At 50.0% G+C, this 21,552-nt stretch carries 11 protein-coding genes; all 11 read left to right on the top strand.

Going from position 1 to position 21,552, the window contains the following annotated elements:
- Positions 1 to 128 precede the first annotated feature (128 nt).
- Complete coding sequence (locus DW800_RS08565; protein ID WP_087331495.1) at positions 129 to 1,970, top strand: collagen binding domain-containing protein; 1,842 nt, start codon at positions 129 to 131, stop codon at positions 1,968 to 1,970.
- Between the two features lie 12 nt (positions 1,971 to 1,982).
- On the top strand, positions 1,983 to 3,437 hold the full coding sequence (locus DW800_RS08560; protein ID WP_119957973.1) for a glycoside hydrolase family 76 protein: 1,455 nt from the start codon (positions 1,983 to 1,985) through the stop codon (positions 3,435 to 3,437).
- 18 nt (positions 3,438 to 3,455) lie between these two features.
- A complete protein-coding gene (locus DW800_RS08555; protein ID WP_119957972.1) occupies positions 3,456 to 6,626 on the top strand; it encodes a SusC/RagA family TonB-linked outer membrane protein in 3,171 nt (1,056 codons plus the stop codon).
- Positions 6,627 to 6,660: 34 nt separating this feature from the next.
- Positions 6,661 to 8,745 (top strand): RagB/SusD family nutrient uptake outer membrane protein, encoded by a 2,085-nt coding sequence (locus DW800_RS08550; RefSeq protein WP_087331508.1) that lies wholly within the window; start codon positions 6,661 to 6,663, stop codon positions 8,743 to 8,745.
- A gap of 28 nt (positions 8,746 to 8,773) precedes the next feature.
- Positions 8,774 to 9,589 carry a DUF3823 domain-containing protein gene (locus DW800_RS08545; RefSeq protein ID WP_119957971.1) on the top strand — a complete coding sequence of 272 codons (816 nt, stop codon included), beginning with the start codon at positions 8,774 to 8,776 and terminating at the stop codon, positions 9,587 to 9,589.
- Between the two features lie 121 nt (positions 9,590 to 9,710).
- Positions 9,711 to 11,891 carry a hypothetical protein gene (locus tag DW800_RS08540; protein ID WP_119957970.1) on the top strand — a complete coding sequence of 727 codons (2,181 nt, stop codon included), beginning with the start codon at positions 9,711 to 9,713 and terminating at the stop codon, positions 11,889 to 11,891.
- A gap of 59 nt (positions 11,892 to 11,950) precedes the next feature.
- On the top strand, positions 11,951 to 14,446 hold the full coding sequence (locus tag DW800_RS08535; protein WP_119957969.1) for a glutaminase domain-containing protein: 2,496 nt from the start codon (positions 11,951 to 11,953) through the stop codon (positions 14,444 to 14,446).
- A gap of 17 nt (positions 14,447 to 14,463) precedes the next feature.
- Positions 14,464 to 16,770, top strand: coding sequence for a GH92 family glycosyl hydrolase (locus tag DW800_RS08530; protein ID WP_119957984.1), 2,307 nt, complete (start codon positions 14,464 to 14,466; stop codon positions 16,768 to 16,770).
- A gap of 129 nt (positions 16,771 to 16,899) precedes the next feature.
- Positions 16,900 to 17,904, top strand: coding sequence for a glycoside hydrolase family 43 protein (locus DW800_RS08525; protein WP_044467585.1), 1,005 nt, complete (start codon positions 16,900 to 16,902; stop codon positions 17,902 to 17,904).
- A 35-nt stretch (positions 17,905 to 17,939) separates the two neighbouring features.
- A complete protein-coding gene (locus tag DW800_RS08520; RefSeq protein ID WP_057281561.1) occupies positions 17,940 to 19,424 on the top strand; it encodes a glycoside hydrolase family 125 protein in 1,485 nt (494 codons plus the stop codon).
- A gap of 8 nt (positions 19,425 to 19,432) precedes the next feature.
- Positions 19,433 to 21,490 carry a beta-L-arabinofuranosidase domain-containing protein gene (locus DW800_RS08515; RefSeq protein ID WP_119957968.1) on the top strand — a complete coding sequence of 686 codons (2,058 nt, stop codon included), beginning with the start codon at positions 19,433 to 19,435 and terminating at the stop codon, positions 21,488 to 21,490.
- Positions 21,491 to 21,552 lie beyond the last annotated feature (62 nt).

The raw sequence follows: 21,552 nt of genomic DNA, 5'->3' as shown, positions 1-21,552 counted from the left end.
TTAACCCTAAAATTAACCCATGCGAAATCAAATTTGTGGTCGAGGGGGCGCTTTGCAAGCCCTGAGGCTGATGTGGGCGATTGGCATCGGCTCCTTTGTTATATTAACTTCTAATAATAATTTAAACTATGAAACAGGCAAGAAAGCTGAAAGTCTTCGGACTGATGACCATGCTTATAAGTATGGTGTTCGCGCTAAGCTCCTGCTCGGATGATGACACGGGCGGAGGGGCTTTATCTTATGGAAAGGTGACGGGTGTCGTCACGGACGATTTATCTTCTCCCCTCGAAGGGGTAACGGTTCAAGTCGATGGTTCCGGTATAACGGCTACACCGGACGGCCCTCGGGCCACGACAAATTCACAGGGTGTATATACACTCGAAAACATTTCAATAGGTACACATATAATTACATTTACGAAAGCCGATTACCAGACGGTAAGCGTTACCGTTGTGGCAGGAAAATTCAACGAAGAGCAAGTGGCCGAAGTCAGTCCTAAGATGGAGTACGCAGCTGCAAAAATCAAGGGAAAAGTGACCGATGCGGGAAAGGGAAGTGCTCCGTTGGAAGGAGTGACGGTCAGCATCAGCTCCACACAGACTACCACCACCGGAAGCGACGGTACGTTTGAAATCGGCAATTTGCCGCTGGCGGACTATACCGTTACCTTTACGAAGGATGGTTATGCCTCTATCGTGAAGAAAGTGGCTATGGCCGACTTTGTGGATGGTATTGCCACTGCAGACGTGCGCATGGGTGGATCGGAAATCCTGCGCGGACTGACCCTCGACGACTTGAAGGCTGCCGAAAAATGGTATTATAACGAATACCGCGGCGGACGAAACGCCGAAAACTATCCCCACTGGGACTGGGCTTGCAACTACATGTGTACGATGGACTTCCGCGGCGACTGGGAAGAGCAGAACGAAGGAACCACTCTCCGCATCCGCAACAATGAAGACGACCGCAAGAATCCCGCCGACTTGGAAATGTTCGATTCCTTTGTATTCGGAAGCAAACTGATTACAGAAGACAACTACATGATGACCCTGCAGATTCGTACGCACAGTGCCGACGAAGCTTCTCCGGCTTACTATGGCGTGCAGGTGGTAGACCTGGCCGCGGCTGAACCGAAAGCAGAGATGGTGGGCGACGTCAGAACCTATGCCTCGGGAGACTACGGCTCTGTTCCGGTGGACTTGAGCAAATACATCGGCAAGGAAGTAATCATTGCCATCGGTACATTCCGTGCCCAGACGGGCGACTATTGGAAGCAGCTGGTATTGCGCCGCATCGCTTTTGCCAAGGAAGTCGTTGAAGGTTGGGGATGGTTGCCGGGAACGGCAGTCGAAGAACTGGACGGCTGGAAGATGACTCAGGAAATGGTACGCTCTACCATGCCGCACGTGAAGTCGCAGTTCACGGGTATGAGTCCCATTGAAGGAAATCGCGACAACTATGTGGACGCTTATCGTGCATGGCGCGAGGTGGACCATGTTTGTGCCGAGTGGTCGTATATGCCGCTCAGCAAAGACCCTGAGGTATTCCCTTCCGAAGGTTATCTGATTAAGACACGTGGTGGAAACAATGTAAGCACCACCGTGCCCGAATCTTATTTCTATGCCAAGTTCTCCATTGCATCCGGACGCAACAAGATGACATTGAAGACCCGTAACTTCAGCGGAACGAATGCCACCTTCTTCAAGGTGACGGCCATCCGTATGGATGGAACTGCCATACACCTGGCACCAGCATCCAATACGGCTCAGTTTGCCGAGGCTGCCGCCGACGGTTGCTGGAAGTTTATCCATGAGGCCGGAGGAAAGGGCAACCCGGACGCGTATGCCGACTTTGTCTACGATTTGTCTCAGTTCAACGGGGAAGACGTGATGCTGACCATCGGTGTCTTCAAGGGAGAAGAGAACGGCGACGAGAACAAACTGGTGCTGCGTGGCATAACAATGGAATAACAAACTAATTGTATGAACAGAATGAAAAATCTATTTACTTTACTGATATTACTTTTATGGACGTTGATGGCTTGCAGCAATGACTCTGCTGTTGACGAAAAGCCGGGCAACGGGGGGACGGAAGTTCCGGGCAATCTGCCGGTGCAGAACGTGGCGCGTGCCATCGAACTGATTGACAATGCCGTGGAGTGCTATTTCACCGGAACGGGCATGGCTATGTCACGTTATTATAACCCTTATACCGGAAGTCGTTCCAGCGAGGTGGGCAGTGTGTGGATGTACACCAGTTCCATTGAGGCTGTGAATGCTGCGATGAAAGCCATGAAGACCGGGCAGGCAAAGGGTGAGGCGGCTCTTTATGACTCTCACTTTAACCGTTACAAGGAGCTTTTGTCTCAACTCTATGACAATCTGGAGTATTATGCAGGCACCTTTACGCTGACCTCTTATACACAGACCAGGCAGTGGACTGTATACGGCGTAAACCGTGGAAACGACAAGGGAGCTGCACAGGTAGAAGGCATCCTCAATGTTTATGACGACCAGATGTGGCTGGTGCGTGAATTGTTGGAATCCTATCATATCACCGGTGAGCAGCGTTATCTGGAAAAGGCGGAATACCTGATGGAATACGTGCTCGACGGTTGGGACTGCACCCTTGACGAACAAGGCAATCAGTTGGGAGGCATCACATGGGGACCCGGATACCTCACCAAGCACTCTTGCAGCAACGGTCCCATTGTCAGTCCGTTGGTGTGGCTTCACGAAATTTACAAAGGAAAGTCCGATGAAGTGACCTATGGCTACGTGGCTGCCGACAACAGCCGCAAGCTGCGTACGGAGAAGAAGTCCGACTATTACTTGAACTTCGCCAAAGCCGTTTATGATTGGCAAAAGAAATATTTGCTGAGACCCGACGGAGTGTACGATGACATGATGGGCGGTTCCGAGTCGTCCGACATAGAATATGTCACCATTGACGGCGAACGCTATCGGAAAGGTTCCAAACTGCGCGACCGCGTAGGTCCGGCCATCACTTACAACAGCGGTACGATGCTTTCCGGTGCCGCCGACCTCCTCAGGGCTACGGGCGATGCTGCCTACCGGACAGACCTGGCTGAATTGACTGATAACAGCTTTGCCTACTTTGCCAAGCCCGATGCCACAAAATCGGGTTGCTATGCATTCGATATCAGCGGATTCTGTAACTGGTTCAACGGTGTGCTGATGCGCGGGTATGTGGATGCCTATTCAGCCCACGCTGCCGCCGCAAGCAGTATCGAGGCCTTCCAGAACAACCTGGATTATGCCTACGAAAACTATCAATACAAGCATATGCTTCCCACTAACCTGCTGGTGGGCTGGAATAAAGCCGAAAGGACCAAGAACAACGTGGAAGGCATGTTCACTTTTGCTTTTGCAGCCGAGTATGCAGTGTTGGCGAATTATGAATGGAGCAAAAAATAATTTTAAAAATAATGGACTATGAAGAATTTTAGCAAGATGCGACAAGGATTATCCTGCATGGTTATGGCACTACTTCTGATGCTGGTTCCGGCAGATATATTCGCACAAAACTCTATTTCCGTTTCGGGAATAGTCATGGACGATACCAACGAGCCTGTCATTGGTGCTGCCGTCATGGTGAAAGGTACTACCACCGGTGTCATTACCGACATTGACGGCCACTATACCATCAGTGCTCCCGCGAACGGTATCCTCAGCTTCTCTTATGTGGGATTGAAAAACAAGGAAGAGAAAGTGAACGGACGTACCACTATCAATATCATCATGGAAACCGATTCCAAGATGATAGACGAAGTGGTGGTGATAGGTTACGGAACACAGCGCCGCGGGTCGGTGACGGGTGCCGTTTCTGCCGTAAAAGGTCAGGATATGATAAAGACCAAGAATGAAAATCCGCAGAACATGCTGACGGGGCGTATCCCCGGTTTGCGTGTATGGCAGAAGAGTTCTGAACCCGGAACTTTCAACAACAGTTTCGATGTTCGCGGTATGGGTGCTCCATTGATTATCATCGATGGAATTCCCCGGAGCACGGAAGAGTTCCAGCGTTTGAATGCAATGGATATTGATGACATTTCTGTGTTGAAAGACGCTTCAGCCGCTATTTATGGTGTACGTGCCGCCAACGGTGTAGTACTGGTGACTACTAAAAAAGGAGGAGCAGGAAAAACGGAATTCTCTTACAACGGTTCCTACACTTTCCAGCAACCTTCACGTATGCCCGAACTGTGTGACCCTTATGAATCCATGACACTGTTCAACGAAATGTCGATGAACAACATCAACGGCGGTTCATGGGTTTTCAGCGAAGAGAGTTTCGAAGCATTCCGCAACGGCACGCGTCGTACAACGGATTGGAACGACCTGATTATCTCTAACGTGGCTCCGCAAACGCAACACGACATCAGTATTTCCGGTGGTACCGAGAAGACGAAGTTCTACATCAGCATGGGCTACTTCTATCAGGAAGGTATCTTCCGTTCAGGAGACTTGAACTACAATAAGTTCAACCTGCGCTCTAACATTTCGACTGAAATTGCTAAAGGTATAAAGTTCGAACTTGGCGTGAGCGGTATCTCCGACGAACGCAACACGCCTTACACCAGTTCACAAGACATCATCCGTAATTACTGGCGCCAAGGTGTTCTCTATCCGGCATACGCCGACCCCGAGGGAACGATGCTGAACTACAACGGTTTGGATATGGAACAGAACACTGTGGCCATGATGACGGCCGACATTTCCGGTTACAAGAAGTACAAGCAGAAATATTTCCAGTCCTCGGCTACTTTGACGGCCGACTTCGGTGAATACACTCCGGTGTTGAAGGGCTTGACTGCCAAAGCCATGTTCAGTTATGACTATCGTGCCGACAACAACGAGGCTTTCCGTAAAGAGTACTATCAGTATGCTTATGACGAACAGACCGGTACCTACAAGCAGAAGGTCTATAACGAAAGTTCGCCCAGCAACATGCGCCGCGAGTTCTATGACAAGTCGCAGATGCTGGGACAATTCACAGTGAACTACGACCGAACCTTTAACGATGTTCACCACGTGGGCGGTGTTATCGGTTGGGAGGTGCAGAAGCGCAACGGTGACAACTTCTACGCTGTCCGCGACCTGGCGTTCTCCATGCCTTACCTGCTGGCAGGTGTGACCGAAGGTCAGATTGGTGCCATGCAGACCGGTAATAACGACCTCTATGAACAAGCCAACGAAGCCTTGATAGGTCGTATCAACTACTCGTTTGCCGATCGTTACCTGCTGGAAGCACAGTTCCGTTACGACGGTTCCAGCAAGTTTGCCAAGGGACACCAGTGGGGCTTCTTCCCCTCCGTATCGGCTGGATGGAGAATTTCCGAAGAGCCTTTCTTCAAGAGTATCGATGCGCTGAAGTTCGTCAATCAGTTGAAGCTGCGTGCCAGCTATGGTATACTGGGGGACGACGGCGACTTGAATTATGACTGGGCTATGGGGTACACCTACCCTTCGACCAGCGGCAACATGGCCAACGGCGACTACAACGGTTATTCGCCGGGCTACATCTTCGGTGGCAAGTTTATCAGCGCGGCCAGCCCTATGGCATTGCCTAACGAAAACATCACTTGGTTCAAATCGAAGACATTCGACATCGGTTTCGACTTTGAAGGATGGGACGGTCTGCTGGGTGTTTCGTTCGACTACTTCAACCGTTTGCGTACTGGCCGTTTCGCTCGCCGTACCGGTGCCCTGCCTACCGTGGTAGGTGCCACTGCTCCGCGTGAAAATCTGGACAGCGACCGCCAATTCGGTATGGAACTGGAGCTGACCCACCGCAATAAGATTGGTGAAGTAGGCTATAACCTGAAGGGTATTGCTACCGTTACCCGTCAGAAATACATGACTGCTTCGGAGAAAGGACCTTGGGCCAACTCGTATGATCGCTGGCGCAACGACAATCTGACGAACCGTTACCAAGGTGTACAGTTTGGTTATACTTCTGCCGGTCGTTACACCAGTTGGAACGACATTTGGAATTACTACGGTTTCAAGGAACGCGATGTCTTGCCGGGTGATTATAAGTATGAAGACTGGAACGGCGACGGCGAGATTAACGGTCAGGACGAACATCCGTTTGCCTTTGACCAGACTCCGTGGTTGCAATTCAGCTTGAATGCCGGCCTGCAATGGAAGAACTTCGACTTTAATATGCTGTTGCAAGGTTCTGCACTGGGTTCTATGGAATACAAAGAGCCTCTGCATGAAATTTGGGGTAAGAATGGCGGTGGTGCGTTGACGCAATTCCTCGACCGCTGGCATCCCGTAGACCCCCAAGCCGATCCCTATGATCCTTCTGCCGTCTGGACTTCCGGTCACTACGCTTACACAGGTCGTTGGGCAAGAACCAATTCCGCTTTCAACCGCGTAAGTACTGCTTACCTCCGTCTGAAGAGCATCGAGTTGGGCTATACCTTCCCGAAATTGAAGCAGATTCCCAATGCCAGCCTGCGTGTCTATGCCAATGCCTACAACCTGCTGACTTTCACAGGCGTGAAGTTCGTTGACCCTGAGCATCCCGATGATGACCTGGGCCGTATGTATCCGTTGAACAAGACCTATACACTGGGAGTTTCCCTCTCTTTCTAAGTAATCAATGATATAAACCTAAAAAATAGTAAATATGAAACATAAACTGATATCCGCGATGTTGTGCATGACCCTCGCCACTTCATGTGTCGATATGGATATTGCTCCCAAGAATATCGTGACTTCCGAGTCGTTGCTTTCCAACGAATCGGGTATGGACATCTACATGGCGCGTCTATATAGTTATATGCCGTGGGAAGATTTCAAGTACTTGTCCCAATGGGGTTTTAACTTTAGCGGATGGCTGAATGCCATAGGTATCGACGGTACCGGTGAAGCAATGAACCGTGACGGTATCTGCACTGCGTTTACCGGTGAAGACTATGCTTATTGGAGCACTGATGGAAGTAAAGGAAGCCCGTTCATGTTATTGCGTGATGCCAACTACCTGATTGAGAACCTGCCGAAATACCAAGGTTCCTACGCCGAGATTACCTACAATCACTATTTGGGTGAAGCTTATTACGTGCGTGCCACGGTCTTCTACGCCATGGCTCGTCGTTTCGGTGGTATCCCTTTGGTAACAAAGGTCATCCAGTATCCCGGGGACGGCAATTTGGAAGTACCCCGTGCCAGTGAGGAAGAAACTTGGAATCAGGTTTTGGCAGACTATGACAAGGCCATCGAACTGATGATGCCCAACAGTCCCAAGAGCGGTTACAGCAACAAGTATGTAGCATTGGCCTTCAAGTCGGAAGCCATGCTCTATGCAGGTAGCGTAGCCAAGTATAATGAAACGGTAACCGGCCGTCTGACCGGCTTGGGTGCCAAGACAGGCGTACGCGTCATTGGATTCGATGAAAACCGTTGGCAAGAGGCTTCCAAGAAGTACTTCACCGAAGCCTACAAAGCTGCTTCCGAGGTGATTAAAAGCGGTGTGTATTCACTTTACAAGAAGAAATGGGCTGCCAATGATCCGGAAGCACAATATCAGAATATGGTAGATATGTTCTCCGATCTCAGCAATAACCCTGAAAATATCTATGTGAAGGAGTACACTTATCCTACGAGCACTCACGCTTACGATTCTTACAACCTGCCGCTTACCTTCAAGGCTCCGTTGAATTGCGGTGTCTGTCCGACAGCCGACTTTGTAGAGTTGTTCGACGGTTTCGATCGTTATCCCGACGGCACCTTGAAGGTGACAACAGGCAATTCTCCTACCGAAGGCAACTACGTTATGTATGATAGCCCGATGGATTATTATAAAAATGCTGAGCCTCGTTTGCGTGCTTATGTCATCTTCCCCGGTGATGTATTCAAAGGTAAAGAAATTGATATTTATGCCGGTGTTTATACGGGTTCTGCGCCTATCAAACCACTTCTTAGCGACTATTCGTATGGTTCGGCCACTACTAAGTACAATCATCTGAGTGCTTATAAAGAGAAACCCAAGACACTTTATCTCAGCCCGAAACCTAAAGACCAGCAAGAAATTGTGACCTTGCCCGACGGCTCTACGATGACGGCTGCCGGCGAGAACGGTCCTTTCTATGAAGATGGTGGAAGCGCCATGACCGGTCTGTTGGCACGCAAATGGTTGAATCCTGACCCTGCATTTGTTCCCCGAGAAGGAAATAGTGCGCAACCCTTTATCTTGATGCGTTATGCCGAGGTGCTGCTGAATGCAGCCGAGGCTGCTGTGGAACTTTCGTTGGCTGGTGTATCTTCGCCGGATGGTACGGATATGCTGAGCGTAGCCACGAAAGCTATCAATGACATCCGTGAACGTGCCGGTGCCCGGTTGCTGACTGCCTCGCTGACCGGCACGACCGACAGCCGCGACATCGTCCGCAAGGAGCGCCGCAAAGAGTTGGCCTTCGAGCATAAGACCAAGTGGGACTTGCGTCGCTGGCGTGTGAACCACTATGAAGGTCGCGACGGATTCTGGGGTGAACAATGCAACAAGGACCGCTTCAGCAACACGACTCGTTATCGTTTCCGTGGTATCTATCCGTTCTATTCGACGGAAACCGGCAAGTGGTTCTTCGATGTTTGTTTCAACTATACGACTGCCGGTGACAAGGACTTTGGTTACACTCCGTTGGACTATTACTTCTCGATTCCGGGTGGTGAGGTTTCAAAGAGTCCTGTGATTGACCAGCAGCCTAATCGATAAAACTCAATAAATTAAAAACTTAAAACGTATGAAAAAGACAATATTCTATAGCTTATTCAGCGCCCTGTTCATGTTAACCTCGTGTAGTATGTTCGAAATAGACAACTATGAGGAACCTGCCGAGACTATCTGGGGCGAGGTGGTAGATGAAGCAACCGGTAAGCGTGTATTGACCGACCAGGGCAGTGAGGGCATCCGTGTCCGCCTGACTGAATTGAGCTGGGGCGACAACGTGCAACACAACCCGGATTTTTACTGCATGATGGACGGTACATTCCAGAACACGAAAATCTTCAAGGGTGAGTATAATGTCCGTATCGACGGTCCGTTCATTCCCTTAGTACGTGAGAATACAGACGGTACCTTGCTTCACGACGGTTCTATCAATACTGAAATCAGTGGCACGACGAAAGTGAAGTTCGAGGTGCAGCCCTTCCTGAACGTCGAGCTTGTGGGCAATCCGCAGGTGAGCAACGGTGTCATCAAGGCGCAAGTACGCGTAACACGCGGCGTGTCGGATGAAGTCTTCCGTGAGAAAATCGAGCCGATGGGCAATTGGAAAGACGAATACTTGAACGTAACCGACATCCAACTCTTTGTCAGCTACTCAAACACAGTAGGCTACCGGGCACGCGACGAGCGTTGGTCGAGCAGCATCAACTATGAGGGCAAGAGTTTCGAGGGCTTACTGGGGAAGGAAGTTACCATCCAGTCGAACGGCAACGTGCCTTCGGGGCGTAAAGTGTTTGTACGCGCTGCCGCACGTATTAACTACGACACACCCGTAGGTAGCGGTACACGCCGTTGGAACTACAGCGAGCCGATGGAAGTGCTTATTCCGTAGCCTGATGGTATACAGCCGGGGCTTTGCCACTATAGTGGCAAAGCCTTGCTTGTATGTGGGCAATCTTTTGCCACTATAATGGCAAGAGTAACGATTAATACCATAAAAACAAGAAACCAATATGAAGCAAAAACATTTTTTGATAAGTTTGGCTGTCCTGGCAACAGGCATCTCCGTAGGTGCCCAAACCAAAGACAATGTCAAGACCACTTTTCAAACCTCACGCGAGTGGAAGCCTTCCATTGACAATAGGGCTGATGCGGTGATGGTGTATGGAGTAGGAGGAAATCCCTCGGACAAGTCACGCAAACTATCTTTCGAAGAACGGGTAAAGTCTTGGAAGGAGCGCGGATATATCATACACTTTATGACCGGTATTGCTTGGGGTGAATATCAGGACTATTTCACCGGACAATGGGACGGGAAATGGCATTTGGACGAGGGGCAGGTCACGCAGGCCGGAGACACGATATGGCACGGTCACATGGTGCCCTATATCGTACCGTCGGAGAATTTTTTAAGTTATCTGAAAGAGAGACATGTGAAGAGAGTAATCGACGCCGGTGTGGATGCCATCTTCATGGAGGAACCGGAATTCTGGGCAAGAGCCGGTTACAGTGAGTCCTTTAAGAAAGAATGGAAAAAATACTATGGCTTCGACTGGAGACCGCAACATGAGTCACCGGAAAATACTTATTTGTCGAGCAAACTCAAGTATTACTTGTACTATCGTGCACTGAATGAAGTCTTCACCTTTGCCAAGGAATATGGTAAAAGCAAAAGGATGGACGTGAAGTGCTACGTTCCCACCCACTCGTTGGTGAACTATTCGCAATGGCAGATTGTCAGTCCGGAAGCAAGTCTTGCTTCACTTCCTTGTGTAGACGGTTACATCGCCCAGGTATGGACCGGAACTTCGCGCGAGCCGAATTTCTTTGACGGTCGCAAACGTGAGCGTGTGTTCGAGACTGCCTATCTGGAGTATGGTTCCATGGAGTCGATGACTGCTCCCACCGGTCGTAAGATGTTCTTCCTGACCGACCCTATTGAAGACTGGCCGCGTGACTGGGCGGATTATAAGAAAAACTATCAGGCCACTTTCACTGCACAGCTACTCTATCCGAATATAGCCGATTACGAAGTGATGCCTTGGCCGGAACGTATCTACGAAGGACTATACCGTACAAGTGCGAATAGCGACAAGAAGGAACGTATTCCCCGTTTCTATTCCACACAGATGCAAGTGATGATTAACGCCCTGAACCGTATGCCTCTGACTGATAATAAACTGACCGGAAGCGAAGGATTCAGCGTACTGATGGCAAATTCCTTGATGTTCCAGCGTTTTCCTACGCATAATGGATATGAAGACCCGCAACTGGCTAACTTTTACGGTCAGGCATTGCCTCTGCTCAAACGAGGCGTGCCCGTCAAGACCGTCCACATTGAGAACCTCGGCTATAAAGAAGCGCTGGCTGACACAAAAGTGTTGCTGATGACTTATGCAAACATGAAACCGCTTGAGTCCGAAGCGCACAGCCACATTGCCGATTGGGTGAAGAAGGGCGGAGTGCTGATTTACAGTGGAACGGACAACGACCCTTTCCAGAATGTAAGGGAATGGTGGAATACCAACGGGCATAACTATGCTACTCCTTCCGCACATCTTTTTGAGCAGATGGGACTTCCTGCCAGACCGGAACAGGGAGAATACAGTTACGGTAAGGGAACCGTATGTATTGTCCGTACCGACCCTAAAGATTATGTCCTGCATGAAGGCGGTGACAAAGATTTTTTGTATCTTGCAGCCCGAATGTACGAGCAGAATGCGAAAGCGGGGAAGCTGGAGTTCAAAAATAACTTCTATCTGCAAAGGGGAGATTACGACTTGGCTGCTGTGCTTGAAGAAAGCGTGAGCGACGAGCCGTTTACTGTGGAAGGATGTTTGATTGACCTTTTCGACCCCAAGTTACCGATATACACTTCCAAGCGGATAAATCCGGGTGAGCAAGCCTTGTTGCTGAATGTAGAACGTGTAGCCGGTAAGAAGAAGCCGCAGGTTCTGGCTTCGGCAAGTCGCGAAGAACAGGAAGAACGCGGAAAAGGCCGGTACTCCTATGTGGCGAAAAGTCCTGCCGAGACTTCAAACGTATCGCGTGTGCTGCTGCCCCGTTGTCCTAAGAGTGTGACAGTCGACGGCAGAGAGGTATTCGATGCCAAGCGTTGGCATGTAGCAAGCCATACATATTTGATAGAGTTTGAGAATAATCCTGACGGAGTGTCGGTGAAGTTTTGCTGGTAATCTCAGGCCTTTTATTTTTTAAAGTGTAACAACATAAACAATTATTTTATATAAACAATATGAGAAAAAAGCTTTTATACACCTTGTTGGCTTCATGCCTTTTTGCATGCAGTGACAAGGATACGTCTTACGAAGTCATAAAGAACGACTTGAGAGCACCTGCCTATCCGCTTGTAACCATCGACCCTTATGCCAGTGCATGGTCCATGAGTGATAACCTTTACGACAGCCCCGTGCGCCATTGGACGGGTAAGGATTTCCCGCTGATTGGCGTGGTGAAGGTGGACGGTGTTTCCTACCGTTTTATGGGAACCGAGGAATTGGAGATGAATGCCATCGTGCCCACCTCGCAGCAAGGCGATTGGACGGGCCGGTATACCACAGAGAAGCCTGCGGGCGATTGGACCTCTGCCGGTTACGACGATTCCAAATGGAAGTCAGACCGTGGTGCCTTTGGTACTAAAGAAAATGAGCCTACGGCAAAAACCCAGTGGGGAACCCGCAATATCTGGGTGCGCCGTACGGTAAATATTGACCGTGATTTGACCGGTATACCTGTCTATCTGGAATTCTCCAACGATGACGATGCCGTATTCTACATCAACGGAGTGAAAATACACGGCACAGGAACCACGTGCAACAAGAACAAAGTCGTGAAACTTCCCGATGAGGCTTTGGCGGTTTTGAAGCAGGGCGACAACATCATTGCCGCCGAATGTATCAATCCGGTTGGTAACGGCTTGCTCGACTTCGGCCTGCAGATTCCGAAACATCTGGAAACCGTGTTTGGCAATACAGCTGTGCAGACCTCTGCCGACGTGCAGCCCATGCAGACACACTACGCTTTTACCTGTGGTGATGTCGACTTGAAAGTCACCTTCACGGCACCTCTCTTTATGGAAGACCTGAAGCTGCTGAGCCGTCCCGTGAATTACCTTACTTATAGTGTTGCTGCCCGTGACGGCAAGGAACACGAGGTGGAGGTGTATTTTGAGGCTTCTCCGCGCTGGGCGCTCGACCAGCCTTACCAGCAATCTGCAAGCAAGGGATATGAAGCTGACGGACTGCTCTACCTGAAGAGTGGAAGCAAGGAACAGAACATCCTGGCAAAGCAGGGCGATGACCTCCGCATTGACTGGGGATATTTCTACATGGTTGCCGGCAAAGAAAACACTGCATACAGTGTTGGCAACAGTACCGAACTGCGCAAGAACTTCGTGAACGGAACTTTGAACTCAGCTTCGCTCGAGGGAGAGGACAGCAATGGAAACATGGCTTTGGTGCGTAGCTATGGCAAAGTGAAGAATGTTACCGACAAGATTATGCTGGGATATGACGACATCTATTCCATCCAGTACTTCGGTACAAACTTGCGTCCTTACTGGAACTCAAAAGGCGACCGTACCATCGAGGCTGAAATGCTGGCTGCCTACAATGAGTATGACAAATTGCTGGCACGTTGCTATGCTTTCGATAAAAAGTTGATGGAAGACGCTTCGGCAGCAGGAGGCAAGGAATATGCCGACCTCTGCGCGTTGGCCTACCGTCAGTCCATTGCCGCCCACAAACTGGTGGAAGCTCCCAACGGTGACCTGTTGTGGCTGTCGAAGGAGAACAACAGCAACGGCTGTATCAACACCGTAGACCTGACTTACCCCTCGGCTCCCCTCTATCTGATTTATAATCCGGAACTGGAGAAGGGCATGATGAACGGTATCTTCCATTATAGTGAAAGCGGTAAATGGACCAAGCCCTTCGCCGCCCATGATTTGGGTACTTATCCTCTTGCCAACGGCCAGGTATACGGAGGCGATATGCCGGTGGAAGAGAGTGGAAACATGCTGATTCTTACAGCTGCCATTGCTGCCGTAGAAGGCAATGCCGACTATGCTGCCAAACATTGGGAAGTGCTCACCACTTGGACAGACTATCTGGTGGAAAAGGGACTTGACCCTGAAAACCAACTCTGTACCGATGACTTCGCCGGACACTTTGCCCATAACACCAATCTCTCCATCAAGGCAATTTTAGGAGTAGCCTCTTATGGCCGGTTGGCTGAAATGCTCGGCAAGAAGGATGTGGCTGAAGCCTATACCATGAAGGCTCGCCAGATGGCAGCTGAATGGGAACGCATGGCCAACGACGGCGACCATTATCGCCTGACATTCGACAAGCCGGGTACATGGAGCCAGAAGTACAACCTGGTCTGGGACAAACTGCTCGGACTGAACATCTTCGACAGCAAAATTGCAGAAATGGAGATACCTTATTACCTGACCAAACAGAATATCTATGGTTTGCCCCTCGACAATCGTGAGACTTACACCAAGACCGACTGGATTATGTGGACTGCCACAATGGCTTCCGACCGGGCTACTTTCCGTGAATTCATCGTCCCGGTGCATAAGTTCATGAACGAAACGATAGACCGCGTGCCGATGTCCGACTGGGTATTTACCGACAAGCCCAACTGGCGTGGCTTCAAGGCCCGCTCGGTAGTAGGCGGATATTACATGAAGATGCTTGAAGGCAAGTTGATACAGAATAAACAATGACAAAATTTACCAAACGAATGAAAAGACTCTTTGCATGGGGAACCGCCCTCCTTCTTGTAGGCGGTATGCAGGCGGCCTCGTTGCCGGTTGATGAGCCGATTACACCTGTGGATTACGTCAGCACCTTGGTTGGCACGCAGTCCAAGCATTCCCTTTCTACGGGTAATACTTATCCTGCCGTGGCTATGCCTTGGGGCATGAATTTCTGGACTCCACAGACCGGAACCATGGGTAACGGATGGGCATACACCTATGATGCCGACAAGATTCGCGGCTTCAAGCAGACACACCAGCCCAGCCCGTGGATTAACGACTACGGACAGTTTGCCATTATGCCCGTTACCGGAAAGGTGGCTTTCGACCAGGACGGGCGTGCCAGTTGGTTTTCTCACAAAGCCGAGACTGCCACTCCTTATTATTATAAGGTCTATCTTGCCGACCATGATGTGACGGCGGAGTTTGCTCCTACCGAGCGTGCCGCTGCTTTCCGTTTCACTTTCCCTGAAACGGAGGAAGCCTATGTGGTGGTAGATGCCATGGACAACGGCTCTTTTGTGAAAATCATTCCGGCTGAAAAGAAAATCATAGGCTACACCACCAAGAACAGTGGTGGTGTGCCAAGCAATTTCAAGAACTACTTTGTATTGCAGTTCGATAAGCCTTTTACTTATACTGCTGCCGTGAAGGACGGAAAGATTGACCCCCGTACCACCGAGGCAGGTGCCAATCATGCCGGTGGCATCATCGGTTTTCATACCCTCCGTGGCGAGCAGGTGAATGTACGTGTGGCTTCCTCATTCATCAGTCACGAGCAGGCCGAGTTGAACTTGAAGGAACTGGGTGGCCGGACGCTTGAAGAGGTGGCGAAAGCCGGGCGTGACGAATGGAACCGGGTGCTGGGCCGCATTGAAGTGCAGGATACCGACCTCGACCGTCTGCGTACTTTCTACTCTTGTTTCTACCGTTCGGTGCTTTTCCCGCGCAGTTTCTACGAGATAGATGCGCAAGGTCAGGTAATGCACTACAGCCCCTATAATGGTGAGGTGCTGCCCGGCTATATGTTTACCGACACCGGTTTCTGGGACACTTTCCGTTGTCTCTTCCCCTTCCTCAACCTAATGTATCCGTCCATGAATACCAAGATGCAGGAAGGATTGGCCAACACTTACAAGGAGAGCGGTTTCCTGCCCGAATGGGCCAGTCCGGGACACCGTGGTTGCATGGTGGGGAACAATTCCGCTTCTGTGGTGGCGGATGCCTGGCTGAAGGGGCTGCGTGGCTACGACATCGAGACATTGTGGGAAGCCGTGAAGAGCGGTACGGAGAATGTGCATCCCAATGTTCCCTCTACCGGACGCTTGGGGCATGAGTATTACAACAAGCTGGGTTATGTGCCCTATAATGTGGGTATCAACGAGAATGCAGCCCGTACGCTGGAGTATGCCTATGACGATTGGTGCATCTACCAGCTGGGACTTTCGCTGGGCAAGTCGAAGAAAGAACTGGCTCCTTTTGCCAAACGTGCGCTGAACTACCGGAATCTTTTCGATTCTGACTACAAGCTGATGCGCGGCAAGAATGAGGACGGCACATTCCAATCGCCGTTCAATCCCTTGAAGTGGGGTGATGCCTTTACGGAAGGAAACAGCTGGCACTATTCGTGGTCGGTTTTCCATGATCCGCAAGGACTCATTGACCTGATGGGAGGCAAGGATTCCTTCAACCAAATGATGGATTCCGTGTTTGTGTTGCCGCCTGTGTTCGACGAAAGCTATTATGGCAGTGTCATCCACGAAATCCGGGAGATGCAAATCATGAATATGGGCAACTACGCTCACGGTAACCAGCCCATACAGCACATGATTTACCTCTATAACTATTCCTCTCAGCCGTGGAAGGCGCAGTACTGGCTGCGTGAGGTTATGGAGCGCATGTACAATGCCAATCCCGACGGCTATTGCGGTGATGAGGACAACGGCCAGACATCTGCTTGGTACGTGTTTTCTGCTTTGGGATTCTATCCTGTCTGTCCGGGTACAGACCAGTATGTGCTGGGTGCTCCTCTCTTCCGTTCTGTGCGTCTGCACTTGGAAAATGGTAAGACTGTGGCGATTGAAGCTCCTGAGAATAGCCGTGCCAACCGCTACGTGCAGAAACTCACAGTGGATGGCGTTGACTATACACGCAACTATCTGACACACGAGCAACTGATGAACGGCTCCTCACTGCGCTTCACTATGGACAATGTGCCCAACAAACAGCGTGGGGCAGGAGAGGAGGATGCTCCTTACTCCTTCTCGAAAACGCTTAAAAAGAAGAAGTGACCTCAAAGCCAAAACCATAGCAATCAATGATGAGGGTGTGCCGGATGTCTGACGGAGTAATCGCTGAAAAACGTTTTGACACACCCTCTCTCTTTTACGATGAATCACTGTTTGAAAACCCTATTTACCATGAAACTTAAGAAACTTACTGTTTACTGCTTGGCATTGTTTTGTGCCTCTTCATCTCTTTATGCGCAATCTGGTGAAGAAGTTCAAAAGAAACGTAGCGGCAATCCGATTTTTCCCGGTTGGTATGCCGACCCTGAGGGAGTAGTGCTGGACGGGAAGTTCTGGATTTATCCTACATATTCCGCTCCTTATGATGAACAGACTTTTATGGATGCCTATTCTTCGCCCGACTTGGTGCATTGGACCAAACATCCACGCGTGCTTTCAAAGGAAAATATCCCATGGTTGCGCCGTGCTTTGTGGGCGCCGGCTGTTATCGAGGCCAATGACCGCTATTATCTTTTCTTCGGAGGGAACGATATACAGAACAACTCTGAGATTGGCGGTATCGGTGTGGCTGTGGCAGACAATCCGGCAGGTCCTTTCAAAGATGTGCTGGGCAAGCCCCTGATTGATAAAATTGTGAATGGTGCACAGCCCATTGACCAGTTTGTGTTCCGTGATGACGATGGCACTTACTATATGTACTATGGCGGATGGGGGCATTGCAACATCGTGAAACTGTCTCCCGATTTACTTGGTGTCGTTCCTTTTGATGATGGCACAGTCTATAAAGAAGTGACCCCTCAGGACTATGTAGAAGGTCCTTTCATGTTGAAACGTAACGGAAAGTATTACTTCATGTGGTCGGAAGGCGGTTGGGGAAGCCCCGACTACCGTGTGGCCTATGCCATTGCCGACTCTCCCTTCGGACCGTTCCGTCGCGAGGGAATCATTCTTCAGCAGGATGCCGATGTAGCTACCGGTGCCGGACATCATTCGGTGGTGCGTGGGAAAGGTAAGGACGAATGGTACATCATTTACCACCGTCGTCCGTTGGGAGAAACGGCTGCAAACAGTCGTGCCACCTGCATTGACCGGATGTACTTTGACAAAAAAGGAAAGATAAAGCCGGTGCGCATGACTTTCGAGGGAGTGAAAGCTACCCAAACCCCACTTGACTAATAGCAATTTTCAATTCAAATTTATATAGAAGAAATATGAGTCTTAATACCAAAAAGATTTGTTTCAGTCTTGTTCTGGCTGCGGCTGCCGGGATGGTTCAGGCTGCCAATGGTAGCTGCCTTCTTGCCGATGCGGGTTTTGTGGCCGTGCAGGATAATACGGCATCTGCCGGAAACTATTCCTCTAATCGTCCTAAAGAGAAACAACGACTTTTCCGTTCCACTGCCGTGGAGAAAGAGATTGCCCGTGTACAGAAACTTTTGAAGAACCGCAAGCTTTCCTGGATGTTTGCCAACTGTTTTCCCAATACGCTGGATACTACTGTGCACTTCCGCAAGGGTAGCGATGGAAAGCCTGATACTTTTGTATATACGGGTGACATCCATGCTATGTGGTTGCGTGACTCAGGGGCGCAAGTATGGCCATATGTGCAGCTTGCCAACAACGACCCGAAACTGAAAGAGATGCTGGCCGGTGTTATTCTACGCCAGTTCAAGTGTATCAATATCGACCCATATGCGAATGCTTACAACGATGGTGCACTGCCCGATGGGCATTGGATGAGTGACCTTACTGACATGAAGCCCGAACTGCATGAACGCAAATGGGAAATCGACTCGCTTTGTTATCCCTTGCGGTTGGCTTATCACTATTGGCAGGTGACGGGTGACACTTCGGTTTTCGGTGCTGAATGGCTGGAAGCTATCCGCAATATTTATACTACTTTTTGTCAACAGCAGCGTAAAGAGGGTGTCGGTCCCTACAAATTTCAACGCAAGACGGAGCGTGCGCTCGATACGCTGAACAATGACGGTCTGGGTGCTCCTGTCCGTCCGGTGGGACTCATCGTGTCCTGCTTCCGCCCGTCGGACGATGCCACAACGCTTCAGTTCCTTGTGCCTTCCAACTTCTTTGCCGTCACTTCCTTGCGCAAGGCTGCCGAGATTCTGGAAACAGTGAACAAGGAGACTGCCCTGGCTGCCGACTGCCGTGCCTTAGCCGATGAGGTGGAGATGGCTTTGAAACGCTATGCAACCTACAACCATCCTGAATTCGGTACCATTTATGCTTTCGAGGTTGATGGTTTCGGCAATCATCTGCTGATGGACGATGCCAATGTGCCCAGCTTGCTTGCCATGCCCTATTTGGGAGATGTAGATGTCAATGACCCCATTTATCAGAATACCCGCCGTTTTGTGTGGAGCGACAGCAATCCCTATTTCTTCAGCGGCAAAGCCGGCGAGGGTATCGGCGGACCGCATATCGGCTATGACATGGTGTGGCCCATGAGCATTATGATGAAAGCCTTCACAAGCCGGGATGATGCCGAAATCAAAACTTGCATCAAGATGCTGATGGATACGGATGCCGGTACTGGCTTTATGCACGAATCGTTCCATAAGGATGATGCAGCCAACTTCACCCGCCCTTGGTTTGCCTGGCAGAACACCCTTTTCGGTGAGTTGATATTGAAGTTGGTTAATGAGGGGAAGGTGGATTTATTGAATAACATTGATTAAGATATAATATGAAGAACTTATATACATGGGTGGCTGCCCTCCTTTTCGTGGCATTGACAGTTTCGGTTACGGCTTGTACTTCTGCCTCTTCTGCCGGTACGGTGACGGTGGTGGACCGGCCGGATACACATGCTGTCAATGTCAATTATATGGGTTACCGTGCCCCGCTTCGTCCGTTGAACTTTATAAAATTGCCGGTAGGCAGCATCCGCCCCGAGGGTTGGGTAAGGAAATTTTTGGAGTTGCAGCGCGATGGCCTAACCGGACATTTAGGGGAAATCAGCGCTTGGTTGGAAAAGGATAACAATGCCTGGCTTACGACCGGTGGGGATCATGGTTGGGAGGAAGTTCCCTATTGGCTCAAAGGGTATAGCAGTTTGGCATATATTCTGAATGATCCGAAGATGATAGAAGAAACCAAATACTGGATTGAAGGCGTATTTGCCAGTCGCCAGCCGGACGGTTATTTCGGCCCGGTCAACGAACGCAATGGGAAACGCGAACTTTGGGTACAGATGATTATGCTTTGGTGCCTGCAATCTTATTACGAGTATTCTCAAGACCAGCGTGTCATAGACCTGATGACAAACTACTTTAAATGGCAGATGACGGTTCCCGACGACCGACTTCTGGAAGACTATTGGGAGAACAGTCGTGGAGGTGATAACATCATCAGCATCTACTGGCTTTACAGTCATACGGGAGATGTTTTTTTGCTCGAATTGGCCGAAAAGATTCATCGCAACACTGCCGACTGGACTCAGTCGACCTCTTTGCCCAACTGGCACAACGTAAACATTGCCCAATGTTTCCGTGAGCCTGCCACTTATTATATGCAGACCGGTGATTCTGCTATGCTGAACGCCTCTTATAATGTCCATAGGCTGATTCGTCGTACTTTCGGGCAGGTGCCCGGCGGCATGTTCGGGGCAGATGAGAATGCCCGTTTGGGATATATCGACCCCCGCCAGGGGGTGGAAACTTGTGGGCTGGTTGAACAGATGGCTTCCGATGAAATTATGCTTCGCATGACGGGCGACCCCTTGTGGGCTGAGCATTGCGAAGAAGTGGCATTTAACTCTTATCCGGTTGCCGTGATGCCGGACTTTAAAGCGCTGCGTTATATCACTTGCCCGAACCATGTCGTCAGTGATTCCAAGAATCATCATCCGGGTATCGACAACCGCGGACCGTTTCTTTCGATGAATCCTTTCAGCAGTCGTTGCTGCCAGCACAATCATACACAAGGCTGGCCCTACTTTGCCGAACATCTGGTTTTGGCAACTCCCGACAATGGAGTGGCAACGGCTCTTTATGCAGCTTGCAAGGCTGTGGTGAAAGTAGCTGATGGAAAGGAAATCACTTTGTACGAAGAGACGAATTATCCTTTTGAGGAAGACATCCGTTTTTCTGTCTCTACCGAGGGAAAAGTCACCTTCCCGTTCTATTTCCGGATTCCTTCGTGGACTCAAAAGGCGAAAGTGCGCGTGAATGGTGAGGAAGTGGATGTGGTTCCCGTGGCAGGAAAGTATCTCTGCATCCATCGCGAGTGGTCGGATGGGGACTGTGTGGAATTGACGTTTCCGATGTCTTTGTCCATGCGCACCTGGCAGGTCAATAAGAATAGCGTAAGTGTGGATTACGGCCCTCTCACCCTATCTCTTAAGATTGCAGAGAAATATGTAGAGAAAGACAGCCGCGAAACGGCTATCGGTGATTCTAAATGGCAGAAAGATGCTGACCCTCAAAAATGGCCTACTACTGAGATATATCCCGGCAGCCCGTGGAATTATTCGCTGGTGTTGGACAAGACAGAACCTTTGAAGCACTTCGAGGTAATCCGTAAATCATGGCCAGCCGACGACTACCCTTTTACAGTGGCCAATGTACCTTTGGAGGTGAAGGCTGTCGGCCGGTTGGTTCCCGAATGGAAAATAGATGAAACCGGGTTGTGTGGCGTGTTGCCCGAAGAGGATGCAGCGAGAGGCGATAAAGAAGAAATCACACTCATCCCTATGGGAGCTGCGCGGTTAAGGATATCTGCGTTCCCGAATACAAGAGAATAAATTGATGAATGATGCGAATAGGAGTGAAGCACTAACACTTTTAACTCTTGATTTGCATAAAT

Origin of the sequence: Bacteroides sp. AM32-11AC (assembly GCF_003603515.1) — a bacterium.
Taxonomy (GTDB): Bacteria; Bacteroidota; Bacteroidia; order Bacteroidales; family Bacteroidaceae; genus Bacteroides; species Bacteroides uniformis.
Note: the sequence above shows the minus strand (reverse complement) of the source record. Positions and strands in the feature narration are given on the sequence as shown.

Excerpts from the sequence above, each read along its gene's own strand:
- DW800_RS08555 (WP_119957972.1), top strand. The coding sequence starts at position 3,456 with ATGAAGAATTTTAGCAAGATGCGACAAGGATTATCCTGCATGGTTATG.
- DW800_RS08550 (WP_087331508.1), top strand. The coding sequence starts at position 6,661 with ATGAAACATAAACTGATATCCGCGATGTTGTGCATGACCCTCGCCACT.
- DW800_RS08530 (WP_119957984.1), top strand. The coding sequence starts at position 14,464 with ATGAAAAGACTCTTTGCATGGGGAACCGCCCTCCTTCTTGTAGGCGGT.
- DW800_RS08525 (WP_044467585.1), top strand. The coding sequence starts at position 16,900 with ATGAAACTTAAGAAACTTACTGTTTACTGCTTGGCATTGTTTTGTGCC.
- DW800_RS08515 (WP_119957968.1), top strand. The coding sequence starts at position 19,433 with ATGAAGAACTTATATACATGGGTGGCTGCCCTCCTTTTCGTGGCATTG.
- DW800_RS08560 (WP_119957973.1), top strand. The coding sequence starts at position 1,983 with ATGAACAGAATGAAAAATCTATTTACTTTACTGATATTACTTTTATGG.
- DW800_RS08520 (WP_057281561.1), top strand. The coding sequence starts at position 17,940 with ATGAGTCTTAATACCAAAAAGATTTGTTTCAGTCTTGTTCTGGCTGCG.
- DW800_RS08545 (WP_119957971.1), top strand. The coding sequence starts at position 8,774 with ATGAAAAAGACAATATTCTATAGCTTATTCAGCGCCCTGTTCATGTTA.
- DW800_RS08535 (WP_119957969.1), top strand. The coding sequence starts at position 11,951 with ATGAGAAAAAAGCTTTTATACACCTTGTTGGCTTCATGCCTTTTTGCA.
- DW800_RS08565 (WP_087331495.1), top strand. The coding sequence starts at position 129 with ATGAAACAGGCAAGAAAGCTGAAAGTCTTCGGACTGATGACCATGCTT.
- DW800_RS08540 (WP_119957970.1), top strand. The coding sequence starts at position 9,711 with ATGAAGCAAAAACATTTTTTGATAAGTTTGGCTGTCCTGGCAACAGGC.